The organism is Marixanthomonas spongiae, assembly GCF_003095375.1.
In the GTDB taxonomy this organism is placed as follows: Bacteria; Bacteroidota; Bacteroidia; order Flavobacteriales; family Flavobacteriaceae; genus Marixanthomonas; species Marixanthomonas spongiae.
On sequence record NZ_QEHR01000007.1, the window covers coordinates 185120 to 211478 of the forward strand.

21 protein-coding genes are annotated in these 26359 nt (G+C 40.4%); 16 read left to right on the plus strand and 5 right to left on the minus strand.

Going from position 1 to position 26359, the window contains the following annotated elements; genetic code table 11:
- The first annotated feature begins 204 nt into the window (after window positions 1-204).
- Window positions 205-2718 (plus strand): outer membrane beta-barrel family protein, encoded by a 2514-nt coding sequence (locus tag DDV96_RS12025; RefSeq protein ID WP_116695013.1) that lies wholly within the window; start codon window positions 205-207, stop codon window positions 2716-2718.
- Between the two features lie 73 nt (window positions 2719-2791).
- Here DDV96_RS12025 and DDV96_RS12030 read toward each other — a convergent pair whose 3' ends face one another.
- Window positions 2792-2995 carry a hypothetical protein gene (locus DDV96_RS12030; protein WP_133240846.1) on the minus strand — a complete coding sequence of 68 codons (204 nt, stop codon included), beginning with the start codon at window positions 2993-2995 and terminating at the stop codon, window positions 2792-2794.
- A gap of 136 nt (window positions 2996-3131) precedes the next feature.
- Between DDV96_RS12030 and fumC the strand changes: the two genes are divergently transcribed.
- Window positions 3132-4526: a class II fumarate hydratase gene (gene fumC / locus DDV96_RS12035; protein WP_116695015.1), complete on the plus strand. Its 1395-nt coding sequence runs from the start codon at window positions 3132-3134 to the stop codon at window positions 4524-4526.
- A gap of 145 nt (window positions 4527-4671) precedes the next feature.
- Window positions 4672-5985 (plus strand): 7TM diverse intracellular signaling domain-containing protein, encoded by a 1314-nt coding sequence (locus tag DDV96_RS12040; protein ID WP_116695016.1) that lies wholly within the window; start codon window positions 4672-4674, stop codon window positions 5983-5985.
- Between the two features lie 174 nt (window positions 5986-6159).
- On the opposite strand, the gene ccsA is transcribed toward DDV96_RS12040, so the two are convergent.
- The 3 genes from ccsA to DDV96_RS12055 form a co-directional block, all read right to left on the minus strand.
- A complete protein-coding gene (gene ccsA, locus DDV96_RS12045) occupies window positions 6160-9342 on the minus strand; it encodes a cytochrome c biogenesis protein CcsA (protein WP_116695017.1) in 3183 nt (1060 codons plus the stop codon).
- A 73-nt stretch (window positions 9343-9415) separates the two neighbouring features.
- Window positions 9416-9814 carry a group III truncated hemoglobin gene (locus DDV96_RS12050; RefSeq protein WP_116695018.1) on the minus strand — a complete coding sequence of 133 codons (399 nt, stop codon included), beginning with the start codon at window positions 9812-9814 and terminating at the stop codon, window positions 9416-9418.
- Between the two features lie 207 nt (window positions 9815-10021).
- Window positions 10022-10309, minus strand: coding sequence for a hypothetical protein (locus DDV96_RS12055; protein WP_116695019.1), 288 nt, complete (start codon window positions 10307-10309; stop codon window positions 10022-10024).
- A gap of 77 nt (window positions 10310-10386) precedes the next feature.
- Between DDV96_RS12055 and DDV96_RS12060 the strand changes: the two genes are divergently transcribed.
- From DDV96_RS12060 to DDV96_RS12110, 11 genes are all read left to right on the plus strand, one after another.
- Complete coding sequence (locus DDV96_RS12060; protein WP_116695020.1) at window positions 10387-10974, plus strand: Crp/Fnr family transcriptional regulator; 588 nt, start codon at window positions 10387-10389, stop codon at window positions 10972-10974.
- A 111-nt stretch (window positions 10975-11085) separates the two neighbouring features.
- Entirely contained in the window at window positions 11086-11763 is a 678-nt protein-coding gene (locus DDV96_RS12065) for a Rossmann-like and DUF2520 domain-containing protein (protein WP_394340131.1), read from the plus strand.
- Between the two features lie 310 nt (window positions 11764-12073).
- A complete protein-coding gene (locus DDV96_RS12070; RefSeq protein ID WP_116695022.1) occupies window positions 12074-12607 on the plus strand; it encodes a KdsC family phosphatase in 534 nt (177 codons plus the stop codon).
- Between the two features lie 18 nt (window positions 12608-12625).
- Complete coding sequence (locus tag DDV96_RS12075; protein ID WP_116695023.1) at window positions 12626-13537, plus strand: geranylgeranylglycerol-phosphate geranylgeranyltransferase; 912 nt, start codon at window positions 12626-12628, stop codon at window positions 13535-13537.
- 66 nt (window positions 13538-13603) lie between these two features.
- Entirely contained in the window at window positions 13604-14191 is a 588-nt protein-coding gene (locus DDV96_RS12080) for a Maf family nucleotide pyrophosphatase (protein ID WP_116695024.1), read from the plus strand.
- Window positions 14192-14237: 46 nt separating this feature from the next.
- On the plus strand, window positions 14238-15185 hold the full coding sequence (locus DDV96_RS12085) for a septum formation inhibitor Maf (RefSeq protein ID WP_240607717.1): 948 nt from the start codon (window positions 14238-14240) through the stop codon (window positions 15183-15185).
- A 6-nt stretch (window positions 15186-15191) separates the two neighbouring features.
- On the plus strand, window positions 15192-15761 hold the full coding sequence (locus DDV96_RS12090) for a mechanosensitive ion channel family protein (RefSeq protein ID WP_116695025.1): 570 nt from the start codon (window positions 15192-15194) through the stop codon (window positions 15759-15761).
- Window positions 15762-16159: 398 nt separating this feature from the next.
- A complete protein-coding gene (locus DDV96_RS12095) occupies window positions 16160-18649 on the plus strand; it encodes a PIG-L family deacetylase (protein WP_116695026.1) in 2490 nt (829 codons plus the stop codon).
- Window positions 18650-18761: 112 nt separating this feature from the next.
- On the plus strand, window positions 18762-20453 hold the full coding sequence (locus DDV96_RS12100; RefSeq protein WP_116695027.1) for a sodium:solute symporter family transporter: 1692 nt from the start codon (window positions 18762-18764) through the stop codon (window positions 20451-20453).
- A gap of 160 nt (window positions 20454-20613) precedes the next feature.
- Window positions 20614-22026, plus strand: a complete 1413-nt coding sequence (locus DDV96_RS12105) for a rhodanese-like domain-containing protein (protein ID WP_116695028.1) — start codon at window positions 20614-20616, stop codon at window positions 22024-22026.
- Window positions 22027-22031: 5 nt separating this feature from the next.
- A complete protein-coding gene (locus DDV96_RS12110; protein ID WP_116695029.1) occupies window positions 22032-22478 on the plus strand; it encodes a beta-lactamase hydrolase domain-containing protein in 447 nt (148 codons plus the stop codon).
- A gap of 336 nt (window positions 22479-22814) precedes the next feature.
- On the opposite strand, the gene DDV96_RS12115 is transcribed toward DDV96_RS12110, so the two are convergent.
- The gene (locus DDV96_RS12115; RefSeq protein ID WP_116695030.1) at window positions 22815-23456 is read right to left on the minus strand and encodes a DUF6266 family protein; all 642 of its coding nucleotides are present in this window, start codon (window positions 23454-23456) and stop codon (window positions 22815-22817) included.
- A gap of 579 nt (window positions 23457-24035) precedes the next feature.
- On the opposite strand from DDV96_RS12115, the gene DDV96_RS15870 reads away from it, so the two are divergent.
- Both DDV96_RS15870 and DDV96_RS12125 read left to right on the plus strand, forming a co-directional pair.
- Window positions 24036-25214, plus strand: coding sequence for an exodeoxyribonuclease X C-terminal domain-containing protein (locus tag DDV96_RS15870; protein ID WP_165806010.1), 1179 nt, complete (start codon window positions 24036-24038; stop codon window positions 25212-25214).
- Between the two features lie 140 nt (window positions 25215-25354).
- Window positions 25355-26209 (plus strand): hypothetical protein, encoded by an 855-nt coding sequence (locus DDV96_RS12125; protein WP_116695032.1) that lies wholly within the window; start codon window positions 25355-25357, stop codon window positions 26207-26209.
- Window positions 26210-26359: the final 150 nt, after the last annotated feature.

The window sequence follows — 26359 nt, forward strand, 5'->3', positions numbered from 1 at the left end:
CATTAACCACAAACTGAAATTCTAATCACAAAGCAGGTAATATAAAACCATGTTACTTTTTTTAGCTGGGTTTCAATTCTTTTGATCACTGTGAAACAGTAAGTTGAGAACAGCGATCAGACCCTCTTTTTTATTTAACAGAATTTTAAGTAAAACAGACTAAACCCACCCCTATTTTCGCAGTCAAAAACCGTAAAACCGACTATGAAACCATACCTTTTACTATTGGCACTTCTGTGCACCACATTTTTATTTTCACAAAGCAAAACCCAAGAAAAAATAACCATTTCCGGAAAAATCATCGAAGCAGATTCCAATATCCCTTTGGAATATGCAACGGTATCCTTTACCAATGCGCAAGGAGAAATCGTCAACGGAGGCATAACCAACACCAAAGGGAAGTATGCCATAAAGGTACCGCCTGGGGTCTATACCGTTAAATATGAGTTTATTTCCTACGAGACCAAAGAAATCCCCAATAAACAACTTACACAGGACACCACGTTGCCTACTGTTTCTTTGGCCATTAATACCGAAGGCCTGGACGAAGTAGTCATCCGTGCCGAAACTACCGAAGTACAAGTTAGACTCGACAAAAAAATATACAATATTGGTAAAGACCTTACTACCAGCGGCGCCACCGTAAGCGACGCCCTTAACAACGTGCCTTCGGTGAATGTGGATGTGGAAGGTGCCATTAGCCTTCGCGGAAATGATAACGTACGTATCCTCATAAACGGAAAACCTTCAGCCATTGCAGGTTTTGGCTCTACCGATGCTCTGCGACAGCTTCCCGCCGAAGCCATCGAAAAAGTTGAAGTGATCACTTCACCCTCTGCCCGTTACGATGCACAGGGAACCGCCGGGATATTAAATATTATCCTTAAAAAAGAAAAAACGCTTGGCCTCAACGGCTCAATTTCCACAAATATTGGTCATCCTACCAGTAGCAATGTTTCTGGCAACATCAATTTACGAACCGATAAATTCAACATCTTTAACACTACGGGGGTGCGGTACCGAGATGCACCAGGGAATGCTTATTTTAACAACCAGTACTTCCCTACCACGTTTACAGACCCCGAAACAGGCGAAGAAGTTACAACCGATCCCAGATTTGACCGTGTAATAGAAGATAGATTATATGAACGGCAAGATAAAGGTTTCAACACCAATCTGGGAATGGAATACTTTTTAACCGAAAGATCATCCATTACCGCCAGTGGGTTTCTTCGTTTGGGCGATGACGAAGACCTTACCACTAACAATGCAAGAAAATTCAGTAATGGCAGCTTAGATGAAACAACCGTTAGAAAAGAACGGGAAATTGAAGAAGACCGTACCTACCAACTCTCTTTGAACTACGAAAACAAGTTCAATGACGAAGGTCACAAGCTCACGGCCGATTTTCAATATGAAAACGATAAAGAGGAAGAACGCTCTTTCATTACCGAGAACCGCATCCTTCCTTCCCCGTTAAGTTTCCCTTCGGAAGATATCGTTAACAATGAAACCCAGAAAGAATATTTGGCACAAGCAGATTACGTGCTGCCCATTGGCGAAAATGCCCAGTTTGAAGCCGGATACCGAGGCACTTTTGAAAACGAAGTAACCGATTACATCCTAAAACAAGAACAGGAAAACGGTGCTTTTGTACGCAATGACACCTTATCCAATATTTTTGATTACACCGAAAACGTAAACGCCGTTTACACCCAATACGGAAATAAATTTGGGAAGTTCTCTTTCTTGTTGGGCTTGCGTTTGGAAAACACGCAATTAAAAGGTGAAATTCAATCCAATCTTGACGAAGACGCGTTTTCTGAAACACTTGGTGTTGACATTGATACTGATTTTGATAAAAACTATTTAGGCCTCTTCCCTACCGTAAACTTAATCTACGAATTGGCCGAGCGTGAAAACATCACATTGGGATATAATAGAAGGATTAACCGCCCAAGAGGTTGGTTTATCAACCCTTTCCCCTCTCGTTCCAGTGTGACCAATGTGTTTCAAGGAAACCCGGATTTAGATCCTGCCTATGCCAGTGCCTTCGATTTAGGGTATTTAAAACGATGGAAAAAATTAACGCTTACTTCTTCCATTTACTATCAATACGAAACCGATTCGTTTGAACGTATACAGGAACAAACCGGTCAAGTTATAAATGGAGTTAATGTGGTTCGCACCATTCCCATTAACCTATCGACCAACGAGCGGTATGGTTTTGAGCTCGGCCTACTGTACAATCCGGCCAAGTGGTTGCGGCTTAACGGAAGCTTCAATTATTACAACTTTAAAAGTGATGGAAGTTTTAACGGTATAGACTACGGAACTGAAAACAATAGTTGGTTTGCCCGCGGAAGCGCCAAGGTAAGCCTGCCTTGGAAAATTGACTGGCAGACAAATGGTTTTTACCGAGGCCCTCGAAACAATGCACAAACCGAGTCTGATGGTATTGTATTCGTTAGTCTGGCTTTCAGTAAAGATATTATGGACGATAACGGCACTATCGGTTTAAATGTTAGTGATTTGTTGAATTCCCGTAAACGTAATTCCTTGACCGTTACCGATTCGTTTATAAGCGAAAGCGAATTTCAATGGCGCGAACGCAGTGTAAACCTGTCGTTTACCTACCGCTTTAACCAGAAAAAGCAACGTGGACGGCCAGACCGAAGCCGCGACAATGGTGATGAAGAAGGTGGTTTTGAAGGGTAATCAATAATCTGGATAGAAATAAAAAAAGGAAGCCAAAAACAGCTTCCTTTTTTTATATATTATGTTTGAAGCGTTAAGCCTCTTCTTGTTCTTTCTTTTTAGCTTCACGCTTTAGTTTCCAGTTTTCATACAAGGAACCTCCTATCCAATACGGAAGGATAGCCATTAAAAAAATCATCAACCAAAAACCGATGGTTAATATAATTAGAAATGCTAAAAAGCCTAAATATTGGTCAAATTCGAACATGACTGCGCGTGATTTAATTATTCGGTTCAAAGATACTGGGTTTTTTTGAAAAACAACAAAAAAAGCAGCCAATTTATTCACACATAATTAACGCCCTGCCCTTGAACAAAGTCCCTGTTTTAACTACCTTTGCTTAGTTTCATAAAAAATTAAACGTCAACCCATTATGGATTATAGAATAGAAAAAGATACTATGGGCGAGGTAAAAGTACCCGCCGATAAATTGTGGGGCGCACAAACCGAACGCTCCCGCAACAACTTTAAAATAGGCAAACCGGCGTCTATGCCGTTGGAAATTATTTATGGCTTTGCCTACCTAAAAAAAGCCGCCGCCTATACCAATTGTGAGTTGGGGGTGCTTTCAGAAGAAAAAAGGGACTTGATCGCCACCGTTTGCGATGAAATATTGGAAGGCAAGCACGATGAGCAATTTCCGTTGGTCATTTGGCAAACCGGAAGCGGAACGCAAAGTAATATGAACGTAAACGAAGTGATCGCCAACCGTGCCCACCAACTAGCGGGTAAAAAAATTGGCGAAGGCGACAAAACGTTGCAGCCCAATGACGATGTGAATAAATCGCAGTCCTCCAACGATACCTTCCCCACCGGCATGCATATTGCCGCCTATAAAAAACTGGTAGAGGTTACCATTCCCGGCGTGGAACAGTTGCACCAAACCCTGGAACGCAAATCGGAACAGTTTAAAGATGTGGTTAAAATTGGCCGTACGCATTTAATGGATGCTACGCCCCTTACCTTGGGACAGGAATTCAGTGGTTATGCCTCGCAATTGGCGCACGGGCTCAAAGCGCTAAAAAATACCTTGCCACACCTTTCAGAGTTGGCTTTGGGAGGCACCGCTGTAGGAACAGGATTGAACACTCCTGATGGCTATGCGGAAAAAGTAGCACAACAAATAGCTGACTTTACCGAGCTACCGTTTATAACCGCAAAAAACAAGTTTGAAGCCTTGGCTGCCCACGATGCCTTTGTGGAATCGCACGGAGCACTAAAACAATTGGCAGTTTCCTTGAACAAAATAGCAAACGATATCCGGATGCTGGCCAGCGGCCCCCGGAGTGGTATTGGCGAAATAACCATTCCGGCCAATGAGCCCGGCTCGTCAATTATGCCCGGAAAGGTAAACCCAACGCAATGCGAAGCGTTAACCATGGTTTGCGCGCAGGTTATGGGGAACGATGTGGCCGTCACCGTAGGCGGAATGCAGGGCCAATATGAGCTGAACGTGTTTAAACCGGTCATGGCTGCAAACCTGTTAGAGTCGGCAGAATTATTGGGCGATGCCTGTGTTTCTTTTGACGAACATTGCGCCCAAGGTATTGAAGCCAACAACGAGGTAATTGAAAAACAATTGAAAAACTCCTTGATGTTAGTAACCGCATTGAACACAAAAATTGGCTACTACAAAGCCGCGGAAATTGCCAATACCGCTCATGAAAACGGTACTACCTTAAAGGAAGAAGCGGTAAATTTAGGATATACCACCGCTGAAGAATTTGATAAATGGGTACGCCCCGAGGACATGGTAGGTAAAAAATAAATCTGAAAAAATATTATCATTTAAAAGAGGCTGTCCAAAAAGGGCAGCTTTTTTTATGAATAAAATCTCGATTAAATGCAAAAAAAATAGTTTAAATGTAAATTTTATGTATATTTCCCTACCCAAAACTTGTAAACCTACTTAAATGAGACAGCAATTTACCCCCCTTATATTGTGTCTTTTTTTATCATTGTTTTTCGTTTCACAAAGCAACGGAAGCAGTTTTAAAAAAGCTACCATAAGCGATGTTCCGCCTATAAATAATGGTGTTTTACAAAACGACCCTTATCCGGGACACGTTTTTGAATATGATAAAAATACCCAGGAAATAGCCACAACCTACCCCCCTACAACCAATGCAATTTCTAACGAAATTCTATTGGCTTTTGAAACGGACACTGCTATGTTCTCAGAAATTTCCCACAAAGAGAATGGCTATTTTGATACGGGCTTGGCCGCTATTTCCGAAAAAATATTGACCAATACGTTTCAGTATTCCGACAATCCCAAAACATTGTTTTATCAAGGTCTTTTCTATGGGTTTATCGCTATGCTGCTGTTGGTAAACGGGATCTGTTATTTTATTTTCGACGAACGGCTGTTTTTGTATTTTTCCATAACACTGGTAATGCTGGCAACCGTACTGTTTTACCACGATGGTTTATTGGGTTTAATTGGCATACAAGCAGAAGTAGCTTCTTGGTTAATAGAATCCTCCTTGCTTTTTGGGCTGGTATCCATAGTCGCTCTATTTTCCTATAAATTTTTAAACACCAAAAGTTTATTTCCAAGCCTTAAAGGGTTAACGTATGTACATTTGAGCGCCTCATTGGCCTTGCTCGCCATGGCTTGGCTATTTAAAAACGAACTCTTTGCTTCCATCTCCAATACGCTTTTGAACATAATACTGATAGGATATTTTATTGTTGGGATTGTTCTTTTCAATAAGAATAACTACGCCAAAATATATGTCATTGGGTGTTGTGTTCCGTTGTTGTTTTCAATAGACTTTTTTGTGTTTCAAAGTTTTGGTGTTGATTTTATATATACGGAACCATTTCACATTAAAATTGCCTGTGCGGTTCAAGTATTGCTATTGACTTACGGTATAGTCTATCGAATGAAAATTATAAAAGAAGAAATGGAATTAAGACAAACCGAAATGCGAATATTCATAAAAAAACAGAAAATCATGAACAGGGAGAACATTACCGACTTTGTGAAAGACACCTATCTTGAAAACTTGATCATGCAATACGATCTTGATGGCTTGGAAATAAAACTGCTCCAATACATTTCAGAAGGTGTGGAAAACCCTAAAATTGCACGTAAACTGAAAATGACCGAGGCCAATGTGGAAACCCTAACCGATGAGCTCTATGAAAAATTAGAGATCAGGGAACAGGTTAAGGCAGATCATAGAATGGTAGAAAATCAACCGGATTATATCTATAATTAAAGATGTGAGATGTTCGATTTGAGACTTAAGATTGAGATTTTAAGGAATGTACTTTTCCCTCGGATGATAAACTAAACAATCCTGAATAATCTAATGCTATTTTATCGGGCACGGTACTTTCAGAATTAATTCCCCAAACCCCAACTATGTTTGAAAAGGATAGGTAATAAAAGCCTATCCTTTTTTTGTCTTGTAATGTTTCTTATAACTGAAATAAGAAATCGCGCTCAACACTACGAAAAAGGCAATTATAAAGTAAATGAAATTAGGTGTTACCGGAACATCACCGCTAGCATACGAATGCAGTCCGGTTAAGTAAAAGTTAACCCCAAAATACGTCATCATAATCGTGGCATAAGAGAAGACCGCAAAGACGTTAAAAATCCAACGGCCGCGCAATCCAGGCACTAAACGGGCATGAATTACAAAGGCATAGACCATAATACTTATCAACGCCCAAGTTTCCTTAGGGTCCCAGCCCCAATAGCGTCCCCAGCTTTCATTGGCCCATTGGCCTCCAAGGAAATTTCCTATGGTAAGTAACACCAAGCCAACCGTAAGTGCCATTTCGGTTATTACCGTGATCTCTTTGATGTTAATGTCCATTTTTTTCTTGTTCTTTTTTGTGGTCATGATCATTAACAATAAAGCCGTGGCGCCTAAAATCATTCCAAGGGTAAACGGTCCATAGCTCATTACGATTACAGCTACGTGTATCATAAGCCAATAACTGTCCAAAACAGGCACCAAGGTTGAAATGGCAGGATCTATCCAGTTTTGGTGCGCCACCCACAAAATAATGGCCGCTACAAAAGCTGTTGAGGCAACGGTAAGGTCGCTTTTCCTTCCAAAGGCCAGACCAAAGAACACGGTTGCCCAAGCAATATAAATAATGGACTCGTACGCATCGCTCCAAGGCGCATGGCCGCTAATGTACCAACGGGCAATTAGCCCGACGGTCATAAAGATGAAAAATGCCCAAATTATGTATTTACAGATTTTAATGATGGAATTGATCACCTTCCCTTCCCTAAAAATCTGTATGATAATAAAAATGAACATCAAAATACCGACCAACGAAAAGTATTTGTATAACCTGTTGAATACATCGACCTCGTTATAGATTATTTCGGTCGTAATCTTGGTATCGGTGGGCATAACTTCGCTTCCATATTTATGCTGAAACTTATTGATGCCGTCCAATACTTGCTCGGCTTGCGAATAGTTACCTGTTTTCCGGGCCTGCTTCAAAGTTTTAAAGTAAACAGGTAAAATGTTCTTTGTGATTACAGAATCGGCACCCTTAAAATTCGCTTCCTGAAGTTCCGGGTACGAGACCCATTTGTTGTTATCATCGTCGGGAAGCGGAAAGATTTTTAAAATGGTGCCGCTCAACGCCCGGTTCAGCAAATAGGTTTTTTCATAAATTTTAATGAAATCCTTTTCAAACTGGTTGGGGTTGGTCTTGCTGGTTGCCTCTTCTATATAAGGTGCAATTTTACTGTTTCCTTGTTTATCAAAAAGGTCCAGCAAGGATACTTCACTGGTTTCTTTGGGAACCCCAATGACCTTTTTAATGCTGTCGTTTCGCCAGTCCAATTTCAACAACGGTGTTTGCAGCCACAAACGTGGAAACTCGGTCATGGACAGGAACACTTGGTTGGCATCAAGACCGTGATAAGCGTCTTCTTTGCTTATCTTGCGCAACAGTTGGCTGGCAAAGGTATGCACGGGTTTCATCCTCCCGTTGTCCTGTATGACCAAACGGGCAAATTTTGCTGCGTGGTCCTTGCTTACCACATTGGCCTTGATAATGGAATCCAATTGCTCAACCGATGTTTCCTTATGCAAGTGCACGGGTTCTTGAGGAGATTGCTGTGCGAAACCGGTTCCTGAAACCAGCAACAACACCATCATGGCCATTTTGGCTTTTTTCTTTTTAATTTTGGTAAGTGCACGCTCTAAATGTCCAAAACGTGTGTTTTTGTCGAATAAGATTGCCATAAGCCCAATGTACAGTAAAAAGTATCCTATATAGGTAATCCACGTGCCCCAGAAATCGTGGTTCACCGAAAGAATTGTCCCACCTTCATCAGGATCGAACCCAGACTGGAAAAACCGATATCCTTTGTGATCTAAAACGTGGTTCATATAAATTTCATAATCCATAGTGGTGCCGTCTTCTTTATTGACGGTTACCTCACTTTCAAAAGAAGAATAGCCTTTTTCGGTACCGGGATATTTTTCGGCAATAAAATCGTTCAGCGTGATACTGAAGGGCAGCTCATACGCTTTTGAGCCATAGTTTAGGTGTACGTCCAACCCACCTACGTTTACCGTTGTTGGGTTTGGCGACGTTCCTTTACCGCCCAAAAGGTTAACGGTTTTGGTTTCGCCCTTAGAGCTTACATTGAGGATCAAAGCGTCTTGATTGGTCTTTTCTCCGCCGGTGGCTTGCACGATGCCATTACGGCCCGTGGTCATCGGGTCGGGGATTACAAATGCCATTCCGGCCAATTGATACAGTGAGCGCAACATAAGCGGCTGCACGCTGTCTTTTGCTACGGCACCTTGTTTTTGGTCGGCCATACGCATATACGTACCTTCAAAAGGGGTTTTTATTTCGTAACTGCCATCTTCATTATAGGTGATATTGATGGCGCCTTCGGTAGGGTTATTTACTGCAAATAATACATTGTGAATGCTCGTAACCTCCCCTAACTTCAACCAGTGGTCATGCCGGTTTCCGTCTCCGGATTCTACTATTTTCAGGTATTGATCGCCATCTTCGGTTTCAATGAGCCCTTCTTTGGCATTTTCAACAAAATCCTTGTATTCAATGGTGACCGGTTGGTCGTTATAATCGGTTTCAATGGTAAAATGATTGTTCAGTTTTTCTGAAAGGCGCAGTTTTTTAGGACGTAACTTTCTGCGTTGCGGCACGCCGTCAATCTTATAATCGCCATCGATGAAGGTGGTGAGGTAGGTATGTTCAGAAAGTATCCTGTTGCTTGTTTCACCTTCCCTAATATGCATAACACCTTCATAACCAATGTATCGGGTAACAAAAGCCCCGAGAATAATCAAGATAAAAGATAGGTGCAGCGTTAATGTGGCCCAATTTTTCTTGGTGTTCAACCTATAGCGACGGATGTTCCCTATAAAGTTGATCATGAACAGCCCCATAATGGCCTCGAACCACCACGCATTGTAGATGAGTTCACGGCTGTAAGGGGTTGGCGATGTTTCAGAAGAAGCATCCAAAAATGTACCAATGCCCATCGCAATGGCAAAAACAATAAATAAAACGGCGGTAAGTCGGGTAGAAAAAAGTACTGAAGCTATTCGTTTGATCATTATAGCGGATTTTGGCGCAAAAATAAGCAATTACACCCGTATTTTCTACTGAAATTTGTTAAGGAATTTAGGTTTATGACGGCTTTGTCATTCGGGCTTCAAAAATTTTCAAGTGCATAAAAGTTCCCATATTTCGCGCCCTGTTTTTTGCGAGCTGCGCCACTTCACCAACAAACAGGTTGTCAATGGTTTGAAGCCACAAGTTGATCCATGTGCCAAAGTGCTTTTCGTTAATGGTTCCGTTTTGGTGTTGGTCCACCTCTACGTGTTTGGCTAATGGATTCCCTTTGTATTTCTTTTTAAAAAAGAGGTTGCTTTCCCAAAAATCGGTCAATTTTTCCAGATGTTCGTCCCAATCGGTAATGATGGTATTGAAAATTGGCCCCAACAAATCATCTTTGCGAACGGACGCATAAAACGTAGTAACCAATTTGTTTACGTCTTCCCTATTTCGTATTTCGGTTTTTTCCATAGCCTTTCTCCACTTTTAGACAGTTAACAATGTCCTATAAAATAACAATACACTTCAAAAAAATTGTTTTGCTGTCTTTAGAAGAATTTTATACTTATACTCTCTGATTTGCTTTTATGTTTAAAACACAGATTTACAAACTATCAAATATTTAGTCTTACATCTAATAGCGCAGCGTTTTTAAGTCTTAGTCGGACACGACTACAATTAAATCAAATTTATAAAGATAAGCAAGATATTTACAATGATGCTTGCGCCAAGCAACCTAAAAGAGAGTTTATAAGGCGCTCCAGCCAATAAGGCCGCATTGTAGCCCATAGCCAATGATACGCAAACCAACAATTCTATAAATGTAAGTACAGAAGTTCCTTGTGCCAAGATAAGCATTGCAGCTATCGACCCAATACAACTTTGAAGAATAATGGTCAACGGTACATATGCATAATAGTTTTCCTTAAACTCGGCCAACAAACTTTTTTCTGAAAACGTTTTCATAACTTTGGATTTTTAATTTTACCGTACAAAAGTACAACAGCCCCAACCTCCTATTTTATGAGGCAAATCATAAACCCATGATTGACGAGAAAATTCTTTTTGAGCATCAAGCAGAATTAGTTGACTATGCATCGGGCGACATGATTTTTTCAGAAAACCAACGGGCGCTCTTTTACTATCAGGTAAAAAAAGGGGAAGTAAAAATGTTCAACCTCAACGAGGACGGGAAGGAATTCGTACAGGGTATGTTTGAAGATGGCGAAAGTTTTGGCGAACCGCCTTTGTTTGGTGATTTTAAATATCCCGCTTCGGCTGTTGCCATTAACGATTCACAAATCATTAAATTGAACAAAACTGCTTTTTTTTCATTGCTGAAAGAACATTTTGACATCCATTTGCAAATGACCGCTACGCTTTCGCGCAGATTGAGCTACAAGGCCATGATGATGAAGGAAATATCCGTCTATCCACCAGAACATCGGGTGTTGACGGTAATCGATTTTTTAAAGCAAAAAGACGGTAACCCACCTGAGTACGAAGTGGAACTTACCCGCCAACAAATAGCCGACCTCACCGGACTTCGGGTAGAAACGGTCATCCGGGCGGTAAAACAGTTGGAAGAAGCAGGAAAGATTAAAATAATCAACCGAAAGATCCATCGGTAAAAAAGTTAGAAAGTTTGTATCTTCGGCAGTATGTTACAGGTAGTTATTTTAGGTTTTGGAAATATTGGAAGTAATTTATGTTATACTTTACATAAAGCAACTGGAGTTTCAGTGATTCAGCTATTTAACCGAAGTGACATTGCCTTGCCAGATGCGTTGCAATCCATTCCGTTTACTTCGGAAATTTCAGAAATAAAGGAAGCCGACATCTATATCATTGCCATCCCAGACGATGCGATCGCCGACTTCTCCTCCACCTTGCCTTTTAACGATAAAATGGTGGTCCACACGTCGGGCAGTCTCCCAATGCAGGCACTGGACGGAAAGAACAAAAAAGGGGTGTTTTACCCGTTGCAGACCTTTACAAAAGACAAGAAGGTCAATTTTAATGAAATCCCTATCTGTATTGAAGCTGAAGAGAAAGCCGATTTACAACTGCTTGAAACGCTAGGCAAACGTATTTCAAACCATGTAGCGCAAATTTCTTCCGAAGACCGGAAAACGCTTCATTTGGCTGCCGTATTTGTGAATAACTTCGTGAATTATATGTATCATATTTCCGAAGATATTTTAAAGGAAAACAATCTGGATTTTGAACTCCTGAAACCCTTGATAGCCGAAACAGCAAACAAAATAAGAACCCTATCGCCACAACAAGCACAGACCGGCCCCGCCAAACGAAACGACGTGAAAACAATTGAAAATCATTTACATTTGTTGAAAGATAGTCCGTATAAAAAAGTGTATGAGCAAATGACGGAGGCAATTAAGAAGCAATATTTAAAATAATGAATAATTTGTTACATTAATTAGAGTAGATTATATTTTAACGGCCAATAAATTTTAAATATTAGTGTTGAAAAATCCCACTTCGGCCTATCGAAAGTTTATCTAAATTTAGGCACCGAATGATAAATTTAGATAAAGTGAAGCCTGTCCCGAGCCAAGTCGAGGGGTAAGCCTAGATTTTTTTGCTTGGTTTATCCTGAGCTTGTCGAAGGGTTTTTTCATTAATGGAAAAAATGAACACCATAATATTTAGATTATAATGAAATCGATAATTAACTAAAAAGACCCCTGCCTGCGCAGGGGGTTGTATATGGAAAAAAGCTATAAAGAATACCTACAACACATAACCACTTTTATTTTCGATGTGGACGGCGTCCTTACCGACGGTTCCATAAGCATCACCACCGAAGGTGAAATGTACCGCACCATGCACACCAAGGACGGATTTGCCCTTAAAACGGCATTGGACAAAGGGTTTAACGTCTGCATTATCAGTGGCGGTACCAACGAAGGCGTGCGCGCCAGGTTGCGCGGGCTTGGGATTACCGATATTTATCTTGGCGCCCACCATAAAACCGACACCATGGACGAATATTTGGACGTATACGACATTAAGCACGAAAACGTTCTTTACATGGGAGACGACATCCCCGACCTGTACGTGATGCAACAAGTGGGTTTACCATGTTGTCCGCAAGATGCCGTGCCGGAGATTAAAGCCATTTCAAAATATATTTCCCATAGAAAAGGTGGAAAAGGCTGTGTACGCGATGTCATTGAGCAGGTGCTGAAAGTACAGGGCAAATGGATTAAAAAGGAAAATGCAAGTGCGAAGTATGATTAACAAAGCAACATTTCATTTTTGAATTACCTAAAACTCACCCGCCCAATAAACCTACTGTTAATCGCACTGGTGCAAGTGTTGATTAAATACAGCATTTTTCAGCCTTTTAATGCGATTACTGCTTTATCCACTTTTCAATTTGCGCTATTGGTAATTGCCACGGTGTGCATTGCCGCTGGCGGAAACGTTATCAACGATGTCTATGATGCGGGAATTGACCGCATTAACAGGCCCAATCGAGTAATTGTGGGGAGAAAGATTTCAGAAAGAAATGCCAGCACTTGGTACGTAATCCTTACTGCTATGGGTGTTGGAATTGGTTTCCTTTTGGCAAATGCCATCGGCAGGCCTATGTACTCCACCCTTTTTATTGGTGTTGCCGCTTTGTTGTACCTCTATGCTACCTATATTAAAACACTGCTTTTAATGGGCACTGTTTTGGTATCGGTTTTGGTGGCCATGAGCATGGTAATTGTAGGGGTGTTCGACATCATCCCGGTAACCAACCCTGCAAACCAATTAACGCAATGGACCGTGTTTAAGCTGGTGCTGCAATATGCTGTGTTTGCTTTTATGCTGAATTTTTTACGTGAATTGATAAAAGACCTGCAAGACATCAACGGCGATAAAAATGGCGGAAAAAACACCTTGCCCATTGCCATTGGAAGAAAAAGGGCAACTTCGGTCGCTTTTGTGTTGGGAATCCTTATCACGCTTTCGGTTATTTTTTATATGTACGAATTTTTATACGACCACACCCCAGCCGTTCTCTATTTTCTTTTTTTGATCGTGGCGCCGCTCCTGTTTTTTTGCATTAAAGCCTTTGAAGCCGAAAAACCGAAACACTATGCGCTTTTGTCCACATTATTAAAAATAGTCATGGTTACCGGCATGTGTTCCATGGTGTTGTATCCTTTTGTAATTTTGTGAAATGACTGTGAGCTATGAGCCAAAAACTGTCACAAAGAACCTGCTGAAGGATTAATCTAAAACCAAATGCTACAACAAAAACTAAAAAACCACAACATCATCCTCGCTTCCGGTTCGCCGAGACGGCACCAATTTTTTAACGAACTGGGCATTCCCTTTACCAGCGATGTACGAAAAATTGAAGAAACGTATCCCCACACACTGAAAAGGGAAGAAATTACAGACTACCTTTCTCAGCAAAAAGCTTCAATGTTCCAAGACCTATCAAAAAACGAAATCCTTATTACCAGCGACACCATCGTTTGGAAGGGTGGGAAAGCAATGGAAAAACCCAAAAACGCAGCCCATGCCAAAAAAATGCTGGCTCATTTGAGCGGTCAGTTCCACGAGGTGATCACTTCGGTGTGTTTTACGGGGGCGGCTTTTCAGAAAACGGTCAATGAAACGACCAAGGTGTGGTTTTCAGAACTTTCAGAAGAAGAAATCGATCACTATGTCGATACATACCAACCTTTCGATAAAGCCGGGGCCTACGGCATACAGGAATGGATTGGGTATATTGGGGTCGAGAAAATTGAAGGATCGTTTTTTAACGTCGTAGGGCTTCCCACGCGCTTGGTGTATAAAACCTTGTTGGAACTTGTTTCAAAATAATAGAATCTGTTTCGTTTTTCCATATCTTTAAAAGCAAATTAAAACGATGATCAAAACATCAAAATACATCCTCTCCAAAGCGGTAATTTTAATGTGCATTGCTTTTTTCACTCATTCCTGTAAAGACGCTGAGCACAACTTAATACCGAATAGCAATACAGAAGATACCGATACCATTGCCAACAACCGTCAATTGCCCGAGCAATTTAAAAACTATTGGTACGATGGCAAAGCCGAATTGACTTCCTACAAGCTCATGCAAGAACGCTATGGCGAAATCCGTCAAGGGATGGCCGTTACCATTTTTGTTACCGAAGATTTTCTGCCGAAGGAACAAGTGAAAGCCAATAGCCCTTCCGGTAAGCTTGTTTCCGTACTGAAATTGAACAAAACCAAGAAATTCACCACCGGAATTTATCCCTATTCCATAATGACGAGTACGTTTAACCCAATACTCAAAAAACAACATGTCCTGAAAATAAGCAACTCAGTGCAGGAATGGTGCGGTCAGGTTTATATGCAGCTCAACAACCGAAACGATTTTAATATCATATCACATTCTTATTTTGAAGGGGAAGCCGACCAACAAATAACCCTCGAGAAAACCTGGTTGGAAGACGAACTTTGGAACCTCATACGCATTAATCCCAACGAACTGCCCACGGGCGATATTAACCTCATCCCTTCGTTTGAATATCTAAGGTTGCGGCATAAAGATGTAAAAGCTTATAAAGCCAACGCAAAATTGAAAAAAGGCGATTCGCTCACAAAATACGATTTGGTCTATCCTGAACTGGAACGGGAGCTCATTGTATATTTTAACAGCTCCTTTCCGTTTGAAATTGAAAAATGGGAAGAAACCAATGGAACACAAACCAACGACAGCATCCGGTTGAAAACCACCGCCCATAAAATTAAACGCCTTCGAACCGACTACTGGAACATGAACCGCAACGAAGACACGGGGCTCCGGGATACCTTAGGACTAAAATAGAATATTATGTTTATTGAACTTTATCTTTCGCAACTATTGAAATCGGTTTTTATCGTATTGCTTTTTTTGGCATTGCGCTTTATGGCCGTACACGTAATTAAACGGTATGCCAAAAAGTTTGAACGCTTGGAACACCGCACAGGCTTGATTGTAAAGCATGTTAATTTTTCCAGTATATTTTTTATCGCCTTGTTCTTAATCATAATTTGGGGCGTACAGATAAAAGATCTTGGGCTGGTGCTGAGCTCTGTTTTTGCCGTGATTGGCGTGGGGTTCTTTGCGCAATGGAGTATTTTGAGCAACATTACCAGCGGAGTGATCATGTTTTTTACCTTTCCGTATAAAATTGGTGACTACATCAAAATTCACGATAACGATTTTCCGTATGAAGGTATGATCGAGGATATTAAAAGCTTTCATGTTATGGTGCGCACCAAAGATAAGGGGCTCATTACCTATCCCAACAGCATGATGCTTCAAAAAGGGGTAAGCGTTATTAAAGCGGAAGATTACCACACAATGATGCATCAAGAAGAAGAACAGGATAAAAATATTGCCGAACACGGTACAGATTAATTGTTTTAGCAGCTGCGTGCACTGCTTTTTCATATAAATGAATAGGCAACACCCTCTATAACTATCATTGTACTGAAGTATATCCCATTTTAATAAATTCCCGTCAATTCGAGGTAATGTAAGGATTACAATGAGTGAAATTCGTATCAAGAAGAAGGGGTTTAGTAATTAAAATAGTTCTCGATACGATTTTTCGTGCCTCTAAATCATTCAAACTGATATTTAATTAACGATCTTGCCAACCTTGTATCGTTTAGCATAATCTTATTTCTTTTTTCTTTGAGCTAACGATTTTTCTTCTTTAAAAGAAGACTACTTATTTCAGTATATATTTTGGTATATTTGGGTTTTTTCAGGCCTGCCTGTTTCAAAAAACAAGACAAAACACTACACAAACTATGCGCAATTTTTTTACCGCACTGCTGCTATACAGTATAAGCATCACATCTCTTTTTGCCCAACAACCTGAAAAACCGACCGCTTCAGAAATTTACCACGACTTACAGCAACTCAACTTCCTGGGATCTGCTATGTACATAGCAGCGCATCCCGATGACGAGAACACGCGTTTGATATCCTATCTGGTAAACGATGTTCACGCCCGTACGGCCTATTTATCGCTTACCCGTGGTGATGGCGGGCAAAACCTTCTTGGACCTGAGATTCGCGAACTGCTTGGTGTGATCCGTACCCAAGAATTGCTGGCCGCCCGCCGTATCGATGGCGGAGAGCAGTTTTTTACCCGTGCCAACGATTTTGGTTATTCCAAAAACCCAACTGAAACATTGGACATCTGGAACAAAAATGAAGTGCTGAGCGATGTGGTGCGCGCCATACGAAAATTTAAGCCCGATGTTATCATTAACCGCTTCGATCACCGAAGTTCGGGAAGCACACACGGCCACCACACAGCATCGGCTATGTTGAGCGTAGAGGCGTTCGATTTGGCAACCAACCCCAACAGCTATCCCGAAACCGCCAATACCTTTGGCACATGGCAACCCAAACGGTTGTTCTTTAACACGAGTTGGTGGTTTTACGGAAGTCAAGAAAAATTTGAACAAGCCGATAAATCGAACTTAGTGGAAGTACAGACCGGGAACTATTATCCTTCCTTGGGGCTTTCCAATGGCGAAATAGCTTCCTTAAGCCGAAGCATGCACAAATCGCAAGGGTTTGGCAGTACTGGTACACGCGGAAACCAAAGCGAGTGGCTGGAGTTTTTAAAAGGGGATTTTTCAGAAGGGAGCACCAACCTCTTTGAAGGCATCGACACCTCTTGGTCCCGCATTGAAGGCGGCGAAACCATTGGCGGTATTCTATATCCGTTGGAAGATAACTTCGACTTTAAAAACCCTTCGCGAATGCTCCGCCCTTTGTTGCAGGCTTATGAATTGGTCAAAAACATAGAAGATGACCATTGGCGAACCGTTAAAATGAAACAATTGGAGCAGTTGATCCTCGATTGCGGCGGTATTTTTGTGGAAGCAGTGGCGCACAGCAATTCCATTATGCCACGGGAAAAATATCAGGCTGCATTTGAAACCATTAACCGAAGCGATTTTCCTATGACGTTGGAATCCATTACCTATCCTTCAGGGAAAATCATTGTCCGGGAGAACGAAACCTTGGCACCCAACGAAAACCATCGTATTGACGCTACTTTATATTCGGAAAGCACGACTACTTCTGGACCATATTGGTTGCAGGAAAAAGGTACGCTTGGAATGTACAAGGCCCCAGAACACTTAATTGGCAAACCCGAAACCCCGGCGCCCGAACAAGTAGTGTTCAATTTGGTTTTGGGCGGCACCAAGCTCGCTGTAAAACGAAACATCGTCTATAAATACAACGATCCCGTAAAAGGGGAAGTCTATCAACCTTTTGAAGTAATGCCCGAAGCAACATCGCGCATCGCTGAGAAAGTAATTATTTTTTCTTCAAAAGAAAGTAAAACCATTCCGGTGACCATCAGGGCCGGTCGCGACCACGCCAACGGAACAGTGCAATTGAACCATCCAAAAGGTTGGCAGGTTTCCCCCGCTCAACCCAGTTTTAACATTGCCAAAAAAGGAGACGAACAAACAATTTTGTTTACCGTAACACCCCCCAAAGGGCAAAGCGAAGGTTATCTAAGCCCATTAATTTCCATGGGCGACCAGTTTTTTGACAAAGAACTCATCACAATAGATTATGAACATATTCCGTATCAACGTGTACTATTGCCTTCCGAAGCAAAGGTTGTTCGCATTGATATTGAAAAAGAAGGGGAATCCATTGGATATATTGAAGGTGCCGGCGATGCCATTCCGGAGAGTTTGCGGCAAATTGGCTATCGGGTAACCACCATTCCCCCTTCAAAAGTAACCTACGAAAACCTAAAGGAGTTTGATGCGGTCGTCGTGGGCATTCGAGCCTATAATACGGTGCCAGAATTGGCTTTTAAACAGCCTGCATTTAACGAGTATGTGCAAGAAGGCGGCACCTTGTTATTGCAATACAATACCAGCCGGGGGTTGGTAACCGAAAACCTCGCGCCCTATTCCCTGTCACTATCCAGAGATCGGGTTACCGACGAACACAGCGACGTCACCTTTTTAGCGCCAGACCATCCCGTGCTCAACGAACCCAACAAAATCACGCAAGCCGATTTTGAAGGTTGGGTACAAGAACGCGGCCTGTATTTTCCTAACCAATGGGCTCCAAAATTTGTACCTATTTTAGGGATGCACGATAAAGGCGAACCGCAAACCAAAGGAGCCCTTTTGGTGGCCGAATATGGAAAAGGCAGGTACATTTATACGGGGCTGAGCTTTTTTAGGGAATTGCCCGCTGGCGTTGCAGGAGCGTACCGGTTATTTGCCAATTTATTATCTTTAGGAAATTAGCTATGAACGATCCCAAAAACAAAGCGGTGAAGAAATGGAATTACGTTCTCGTAATTCTCCTTAACGCCGTGTATATCTTCTTGTTTTATATGTTAATGAAAACTTTTTCCTAATGCAGCAAATCGATTGGATCGTTCTTCTTGGCACCCTTGTTTTCATAGTGGCTTACGGCACGTGGAAAACCCGTAAAAACAAAGATGTAAACGATTATCTAAAAGGCGGCAAAGATGCCAATTGGTGGACTATCGGCCTAAGCGTTATGGCCACACAGGCCAGCGCCATAACCTTTTTATCTACACCAGGACAAGCCTTTCATGATGGGATGGGGTTTGTGCAATTTTACTTTGGCCTGCCCATTGCCATGGTAATCATCTGTTTGGTGTTCATTCCCATCTACCACAGGCTTAATGTCTATACCGCTTATGAATACCTAGAGAGCAGGTTCGACTTAAAAACACGCACCCTTACCGCCATTCTGTTCTTAATACAGCGCGGTTTGGCAGCTGGGATCACCATTTTCGCCCCGGCCATTATCCTATCGGCCGTTTTGGGGTGGAACCTTACCTATTTAAACATTGGCATTGGCACCTTGGTCATCATTTACACCGTAAGTGGTGGTACCAAGGCCGTGAGCGTGACCCAAAAACAACAAATGGCCATCATCTTTGCCGGGATGTTCATTGCTTTCTTGTTAATATTAAACTACTTGCCGCTGGATATTTCCTTCACCAATGCTTTGGAAATTGCCGGTGCCAACGGAAAGCTGGATGTGCTCGACTTTTCGTTCGATTTTGATAACCGCTACACCTTCTGGAGTGGTATTATTGGCGGTACTTTCTTGGCACTTTCCTACTTTGGTACCGACCAAAGCCAAGTGCAACGCTACTTATCGGGTAAGTCGGTAAAGCAAAGCCAGATGGGTTTGATCATGAACGGACTTTTAAAAGTTCCCATGCAGTTTTTTATCCTGTTGGTGGGTGTGATGGTGTTTGTGTTTTATCAATTTAACGCCTCTCCCCTACATTTTAACCCCGCTGCGGTAGATGATGTGATGCAATCTGAATACGCATCAGAATATCAAAAATTAGAAGCAGAGAAACAAAGCCTGGACAAACAGCTTAACGAAAAGCAATTATCCTACTCCACGACTGAAGATGCTATGGAAAAAGAACTCCTGCTCGAAGACATACAACGCATCAACGTAACCGAAGAAGAACTGCGCCAACAATCCCGCGACCTCATTCAGCAGGCCAATCCGGAAGCGGAAACCAATGATAAGGACTATGTGTTCATTCATTTTATCTTGAATAATTTACCACGCGGTTTAATCGGCCTTTTGTTGGCCGTGATATTGAGCGCCGCCATGTCCTCCACCGCTTCAGAGCTGAATGCACTGGGTTCTACCACTACCATAGACCTGTATAAGCGCAATGCGCCCGGCAAGGACTCAACACATTATGTGAGTGCTTCTAAATGGTTTACCCTCCTGTGGGGAGTTATCGCCATTGGTGTAGCCAGCGTGGCCAACCTGTTTGACAACCTGATACAATTAGTAAATATCATCGGGTCTATTTTCTACGGAAATGTGCTGGGCATCTTCCTGCTTGCCTTTTTTATCAAATTTGTAAAAAGCAGGGCCACTTTTATCGCGGCACTCATCACCCAAGTCATCATCATTTATATGTGGTGGATCGACCTAATGCCGTATCTATGGTTAAACCTGGTAGGTTGTGCGCTGGTAATGGGAATTGCGGTGCTGTTGCAAATAGCGTTACCGAAAAAGAGGGATACAGTGGATACTTAAATTTTTCTACCTCATAATTTCCGATAATACAAGATTATAGTAAACGGACATTCAAAAACTAATTAACAACTACCAGTGAATGTGTTAACTTCTTGTTATATCTATGAACTTTTGATTTTTCTTAACCATATTTATCTGTAATAACTCTTATTTTAGAGTTATGTCTTTAAGATTTGAACCAATATTAGCAGATGGCGTTGCACAAGTTTCCTATTTTCTATGCGATGAAAGTGCAGGGTGCGCAGCAGTTTTTGACCCGCGTCCCGACGTTGATATTTACCTACAAAAAGCCCGTCAATACAATGTAACGATTACTCATGTTTTTGAAACCCATATCCATGCAGATTTTATGAGTGGGTCGCGTGAGCTGGAAGCCCGTTGTAAGGGAAGCGCTAAAATCCATGTGAGTGTGGAAGGTGATGCCACATATGGTTTTGCGCATGAACCTGTTCGTGAAGGAGATGAGTTTACATTCGGTCAAGTTACCATAAAAGCGAAGCACACACCTGGCCATACACCCGAACATTTGTCCTATTTATTGTCCGATACGCATGCAGGAGAACCTTGGGGCATCATGACGGGGGATTCGCTTTTTGTTGATTCTATGGGACGACCAGATTTATTGGGTGATGAGAAGACGGAGGAACTCACCCGGGCTCTTTATAACACCATGCGGGAGGTTTTTTGCAAGCTTGGGGATGAAGTGATTGTTTATCCCTGCCACGCGGCAGGTTCGGCCTGTGGCCCTGATATAGGGGATCGCATGCATAGTACCATTGGGTACGAGAAGAAACATAATCCCTTCATGCAACTAACGAGTTACGACGATTTTAAAAAAGCAGTGCAAGAAAATGCCCCTCCGGTACCTACCCATTATCCAAAGCTGAAAAAACTCAATGCCAAAGGACCAAAAACCTATGGGCACACCCCGCAAGTAAGCTCTTTAAGTGTAAAGGAGTTTGAGAATGAAATGAAGAATACCAATACTATCGTTATAGATACCCGGGATATGTTGGCTTTTGGAGGCGGCCATATTGAAGGTGCCCTTAATATAGGACAACGCCCCATTCTGTCGGTTTGGGCCGGTTGGTTAATAGATATGAACGCCCCTATATTACTGGTCCTTCCCGATGACAAGGAGCTAAAGCGTGCCGTAATTTTACTGTGGCGTACCGGCCATACCAATTTTAAAGGCTATTTGGCTGGGAACATGCGTGCCTGGCAAGAATCGGGGAAACAGATTAAAAAACTGCCGCAACTCAGTGTACACGAACTCAATCAAAATAAAGAGCACTATCAGCCCTTGGATGTTCGTAAAGATGAGGAATGGCAAAATGGCAATATCCCCGATGCCGCACACATATTTCTTGGCGACTTACCCGATAAGATGAACACCTTAGATAATGAACAAAACCTTGCCGTGTATTGCGCCAGTGGCTACAGGGCCAGCATAGCGGCCAGTCTTTTACAAAAAAATGGCTTCCAGAATGTGAATAGCATTCCGGGTAGTTTTACCGCTTGGAAGGCTGCGGACTTACCAATTGAAAATAAAACAAAAACTTTAAAAAAGTAGAAATTATGGAAAAGGAAATTAAGAAAGTAAATGATGAAATTTCGGTGGCCGCTTTTGATCCCGATGAAAAAAGTTTCAAAACCTTTGCCGATAAAGGTTTTAAGTCGGTTATTAATTTACAGACCGATGAAGAAGATCAAAATGTTTTCCCCGAAAAAGAAGAAAAACTAGCGAAAGACAATAACCTAACATATAGACACATTGGAGTAGCTAAGGATGACTTATCAGAGGCTATGGCCAATAATTTTCGACAAGAGCTTGAAAACCTTCCCAAGCCCATTGTAGTACATTGCAAGTCTGGAAAGCGTTCTGGTGCCCTTATCATGATGCATATTGGGTGCCAAAAAAACATGACGGGAGAAGAAGTGATTAAAAAAGCTGAAGAAATGGGGTTTGAATGTGATATTCCTGAATTGGAAAAGTTTCTCAAGAAGTATGTAAACGAACATTGATTAGGCATCACCTAATCTCAAGGTTTTGTGAGCTTGGTAAATGGAGATTGTACTATTTGATAGATAAAGGGAAATCCTACCAATAGTAGGTGCAAAATATCTGTTCTGTATTGAATGATTTTTCCAACCTGATTGGTGTTTTTCAGCCCTATTTGGCGTTTTCCGCTAAGAAAGCAGTCCTTTCTAAGCCATACGCATTTAAGAAATATCACAGATTTCTATTTTACAGCCACCCTTTAAAAATATGCCAATACCCAATGCCAAGTGTGGCAACAGGAAAATAACTAACTATTCTTCAATTTCAATTTTCAGTAGAGCACAAACCATTATGCTGCGTTATAGAACGGTTATACTACCTAGATAATCGCTAATGGAGTATTGTTTCAACGCTGTATTTTTAAACGTTGCCCACACCTCTAGCGTAAGACCTTGCAGTTCTTCCGGAAATTGCAAAACCACTTCGCCCATGTGCCGTTGGGCGGCGGCTTCAAAGAAAATAAAGTCTTGCGTAGCCGGCACATACGCAATAACCGATAGGGTATCCTCAGCATATGCCAAGCCCAGTGCGCTATTGTCTGTCCATTGCAACAATGCTTTTTGCTCCCCTTGGGTGGTTACAGATGCCTCCAGTAGCCCTCGTATGGGGCCTTTGCTAATTAGCACTTTTAAATAGTCAATGATAAAACTATCGGCCGTGGGGATCATGGCCTCTATTAAAAAGTACGACTTCGCTAGATCGAATCGGCTTTTCTTTTTTTGGGGCTGGTCAAAACTCTCGTTTAAAAAAGGCTTTAACGGATTTAGAAATGTGTTTGCCATTTTAAACTTCAATTGATTGCGCAGTTGTGCAGGGCTCGGCTTTTTGTTTGATTTTTTCGGTTTGCTTCGCATCACGGGAACCCCGCGCCACGTGGTGCCTACCACAGTACCCACCGTACCGGAAAAGCCTCCTAAAATACCATCGTTAAATGTTGCCATAATACGTAGAATTTAGTTAAGTTAGTATAAGGGGAGCCCCGAAATATATAACCTATTCCCTTAAAAAACAAGCGTGTACCCAAAAAAAGCAAGGGCCACTCCCCTAGTTTCATCCGAGTTTTCTTCGAGAATACTTCGACAATAGCCCGTAAAAGCAGGTGTTTCTCGAAGAATCCTCGAAGGAATATCGAACCATTCTCGAACCAAACCTGGGTAAAACCCAAAAAACAGCACCGCACGATAAGTGCCCAATTTTGTGATTTGGGTTTTTTACCTATATTTGAAAGATACTCCCCTTGATTATTAAAAATATGAACATACTAAAAGTGCAAAAACCGTTCATAGCATGCCAAATAGGCAATCTAAAAGCGGAAAAGGTGTTTATATAAAAAAAGTTGTGGGTAATTTCCCACACAAAAAGCTCTATTAATTTCTTGAGCTAACGTCAAATTTTTAAAGTTTTTTAAAAAAATAGTGCACTAAAAACTGGGAAGTACTATAAACAAAAGGATTTCAACAAAAATTAACTAAATTTGACGTTAGTCAGAATTAAAACAGAAAATCAAGACTGGTAATAATATGACAAAACAAATAAAGGAAATTATTGAAATTGATAATAAAAACTATTATTTTAATGAAGAACCAATAGAACAGTTTTGGTTAAAAAATAATTCCAAAATTAAATTAGAAAGACTTCATACTGCCTGTCATAGAGGGTATGTTGGCACTTGGAAAATAATTGATAATTATTTGCATTTAATTAAAATAAAGAATGAATCTTCTAACAAAAAAGATTTATCAATTAGAGATTTTTTTCCTCAAAATAATCAATCAGAAGTTAAAGCTACTTGGTATGATGGTAAAATTACAGTAGCAATTGATGAAGAAATATATCCGATTTGTGAAAGAAAATTAATTTTAGAAATTCACGAAGGAAAGTTAGTGAACAAGTACATCATAGAAAATGTAAAAAACATTCACATTGACTTTGCTTTAAAAATTTTCCAAAAAAATACAGATTTTTACAATCCAGAAGCCGAAAGAAAAAAACATTTTTTAAAGATGGTTCAATATGAGTTTAAATTAGGCCATTTTCATCTGGCAGAAAAATATATAAATCTATATCTTGATAATGTAGATAAGAAGTATTACGGTAAATTAATCCAATTTTACTTAATAATATTGATTAAGAATCATAGTTTAAATTATGGTAAACAAACAATGTACTATAATAATTTACAAATGTCCAAGGACCGAATATTAGAAAAGCTTAATAATTTTATCGAACTAGAAAATTCAGAAATCGGATTGCAAAAATTAATGGTTTATAAATTTGATTATTATATACATTGGGGTAAATACGATGGAAGTTCTATTATTGATATTATGAATGACGACCCAAATTACATCCTGTGGTGTATATTAAATCTTGAACATTTCATTATTGAATTAAAGTTATTCCTGTATAAATCCATTAGAAAAAATAAAAGTTATTTATCCGCTTTAGAAGTAAACCTTACTAAAATGGCTTTTCTAAAAAATACAAGAGAAACAAGTCCTGAGTTCTTAATAGAAACGGATACAAATTTGTATAATCCGCAAAAATCAAATAAAACTATATATGATGATTTTGATATGAAAAGTGCTGATTGGGATTATGACTATAATAATCCTGCTCACGACCAATCAGAAAATCCTTGGATTGAAGTTTTTGGACCTGGAGATGAGGCAGAAACAGCATATTGGAACACAAATTAAAACTACCCACAACATTGGCTATAAGTAATTGCTTGTTCTCGCCTACTTCTGAAAATCCTCGAGGATTTTTAGTTTGGTTTGTACTTGCAAACATAATCTAACCCATGCAACTACTCATAGCCGAGATCGTTAGGCATAATATGAAAAACAGTCAGTTTACAAAAGAAACATTCAATTTGCATAAAGATTTATTTAATGATTCTTATGGGGATGGAGATTATGGAATACTATCAACTATTGCAGAAAAAATTAGAAATTGTGAAGAAGTAATTAAATTATTCAAATCATTAGAAAACAAATATTTTCCTGAATACGAAGATGTAATTGATACGGCTATTAAAATTAAAACAATTGAAGAATTAATAAATACTAAAAATCCAAATTATTTTGATTTAAAAAAGCGAAATGATTATTTAGTGGCAACCTGTATGAGAATTTTGGAAGAATGGGCATATAATTATTTACCAATTCAAGAACAAAACCCAAATTATAAAAATTCTGATTTAAATAATGAAGAATTAGGCTGGTATATTGCCCGTAAAGAATTTGAAAAAGTTCTTTTTTTTAGTGTCCAATTAGAAAAAAACAATATAAATCTATTTATAGATAATCCACTTCGAAAATTAGAAGAAGAAAAAAACTATGGGAATAGTACCAGCAGAGGAATTGAATATTTGACTAAACTATCTATTACTAAAAGAGAACATCTTCTGAGTTTATTAAGAAAAATAAACGAAATCCAAAAAATGGAATTAGGTACAAAGGAAAAGGCAGAAAGAATAAAAATAATACTTTGGACTAATCAAAACACAAAGTCAAAATTATTAATTGGTGGGTTTATAGGTACAATGGCAGGTTTATTTATTTTCGGTACTGGTGGAATTGGGATCGCAGGTTTAGGTGGGGCTGTTGGAATTTGGGGTTTTTTAGCAGGAACATCAGGTGGGGTTTTTATAGCATCTTTAATTGAAAATTTCGAAAAAAAGAATGAATAAATACTATGCCTGACAACGGCTCCTATGAAAAGCACTAGTTAAGTTCCCTAAAGTTAATATTTGTATTCAATTATTTAATAATGATGGTTTTGGGGTAATGGAAAACACCCGGTGTACTGTTCTTTTATGAATATGAACGTCAATGGTCAA

Excerpts from the sequence above, each read along its gene's own strand:
- DDV96_RS12025 (WP_116695013.1), top strand. The coding sequence starts at position 205 with ATGAAACCATACCTTTTACTATTGGCACTTCTGTGCACCACATTTTTA.
- fumC (WP_116695015.1), top strand. The coding sequence starts at position 3,132 with ATGGATTATAGAATAGAAAAAGATACTATGGGCGAGGTAAAAGTACCC.
- DDV96_RS12040 (WP_116695016.1), top strand. The coding sequence starts at position 4,672 with ATGAGACAGCAATTTACCCCCCTTATATTGTGTCTTTTTTTATCATTG.
- ccsA (WP_116695017.1), bottom strand. The coding sequence starts at position 9,342 with ATGATCAAACGAATAGCTTCAGTACTTTTTTCTACCCGACTTACCGCC.
- DDV96_RS12050 (WP_116695018.1), bottom strand. The coding sequence starts at position 9,814 with ATGGAAAAAACCGAAATACGAAATAGGGAAGACGTAAACAAATTGGTT.
- DDV96_RS12055 (WP_116695019.1), bottom strand. The coding sequence starts at position 10,309 with ATGAAAACGTTTTCAGAAAAAAGTTTGTTGGCCGAGTTTAAGGAAAAC.
- DDV96_RS12060 (WP_116695020.1), top strand. The coding sequence starts at position 10,387 with ATGATTGACGAGAAAATTCTTTTTGAGCATCAAGCAGAATTAGTTGAC.
- DDV96_RS12070 (WP_116695022.1), top strand. The coding sequence starts at position 12,074 with ATGGAAAAAAGCTATAAAGAATACCTACAACACATAACCACTTTTATT.
- DDV96_RS12080 (WP_116695024.1), top strand. The coding sequence starts at position 13,604 with ATGCTACAACAAAAACTAAAAAACCACAACATCATCCTCGCTTCCGGT.
- DDV96_RS12085 (WP_240607717.1), top strand. The coding sequence starts at position 14,238 with ATGATCAAAACATCAAAATACATCCTCTCCAAAGCGGTAATTTTAATG.
- DDV96_RS12090 (WP_116695025.1), top strand. The coding sequence starts at position 15,192 with ATGTTTATTGAACTTTATCTTTCGCAACTATTGAAATCGGTTTTTATC.
- DDV96_RS12095 (WP_116695026.1), top strand. The coding sequence starts at position 16,160 with ATGCGCAATTTTTTTACCGCACTGCTGCTATACAGTATAAGCATCACA.
- DDV96_RS12100 (WP_116695027.1), top strand. The coding sequence starts at position 18,762 with ATGCAGCAAATCGATTGGATCGTTCTTCTTGGCACCCTTGTTTTCATA.
- DDV96_RS12105 (WP_116695028.1), top strand. The coding sequence starts at position 20,614 with ATGTCTTTAAGATTTGAACCAATATTAGCAGATGGCGTTGCACAAGTT.
- DDV96_RS12110 (WP_116695029.1), top strand. The coding sequence starts at position 22,032 with ATGGAAAAGGAAATTAAGAAAGTAAATGATGAAATTTCGGTGGCCGCT.
- DDV96_RS12115 (WP_116695030.1), bottom strand. The coding sequence starts at position 23,456 with ATGGCAACATTTAACGATGGTATTTTAGGAGGCTTTTCCGGTACGGTG.
- DDV96_RS15870 (WP_165806010.1), top strand. The coding sequence starts at position 24,036 with ATGACAAAACAAATAAAGGAAATTATTGAAATTGATAATAAAAACTAT.
- DDV96_RS12125 (WP_116695032.1), top strand. The coding sequence starts at position 25,355 with ATGAAAAACAGTCAGTTTACAAAAGAAACATTCAATTTGCATAAAGAT.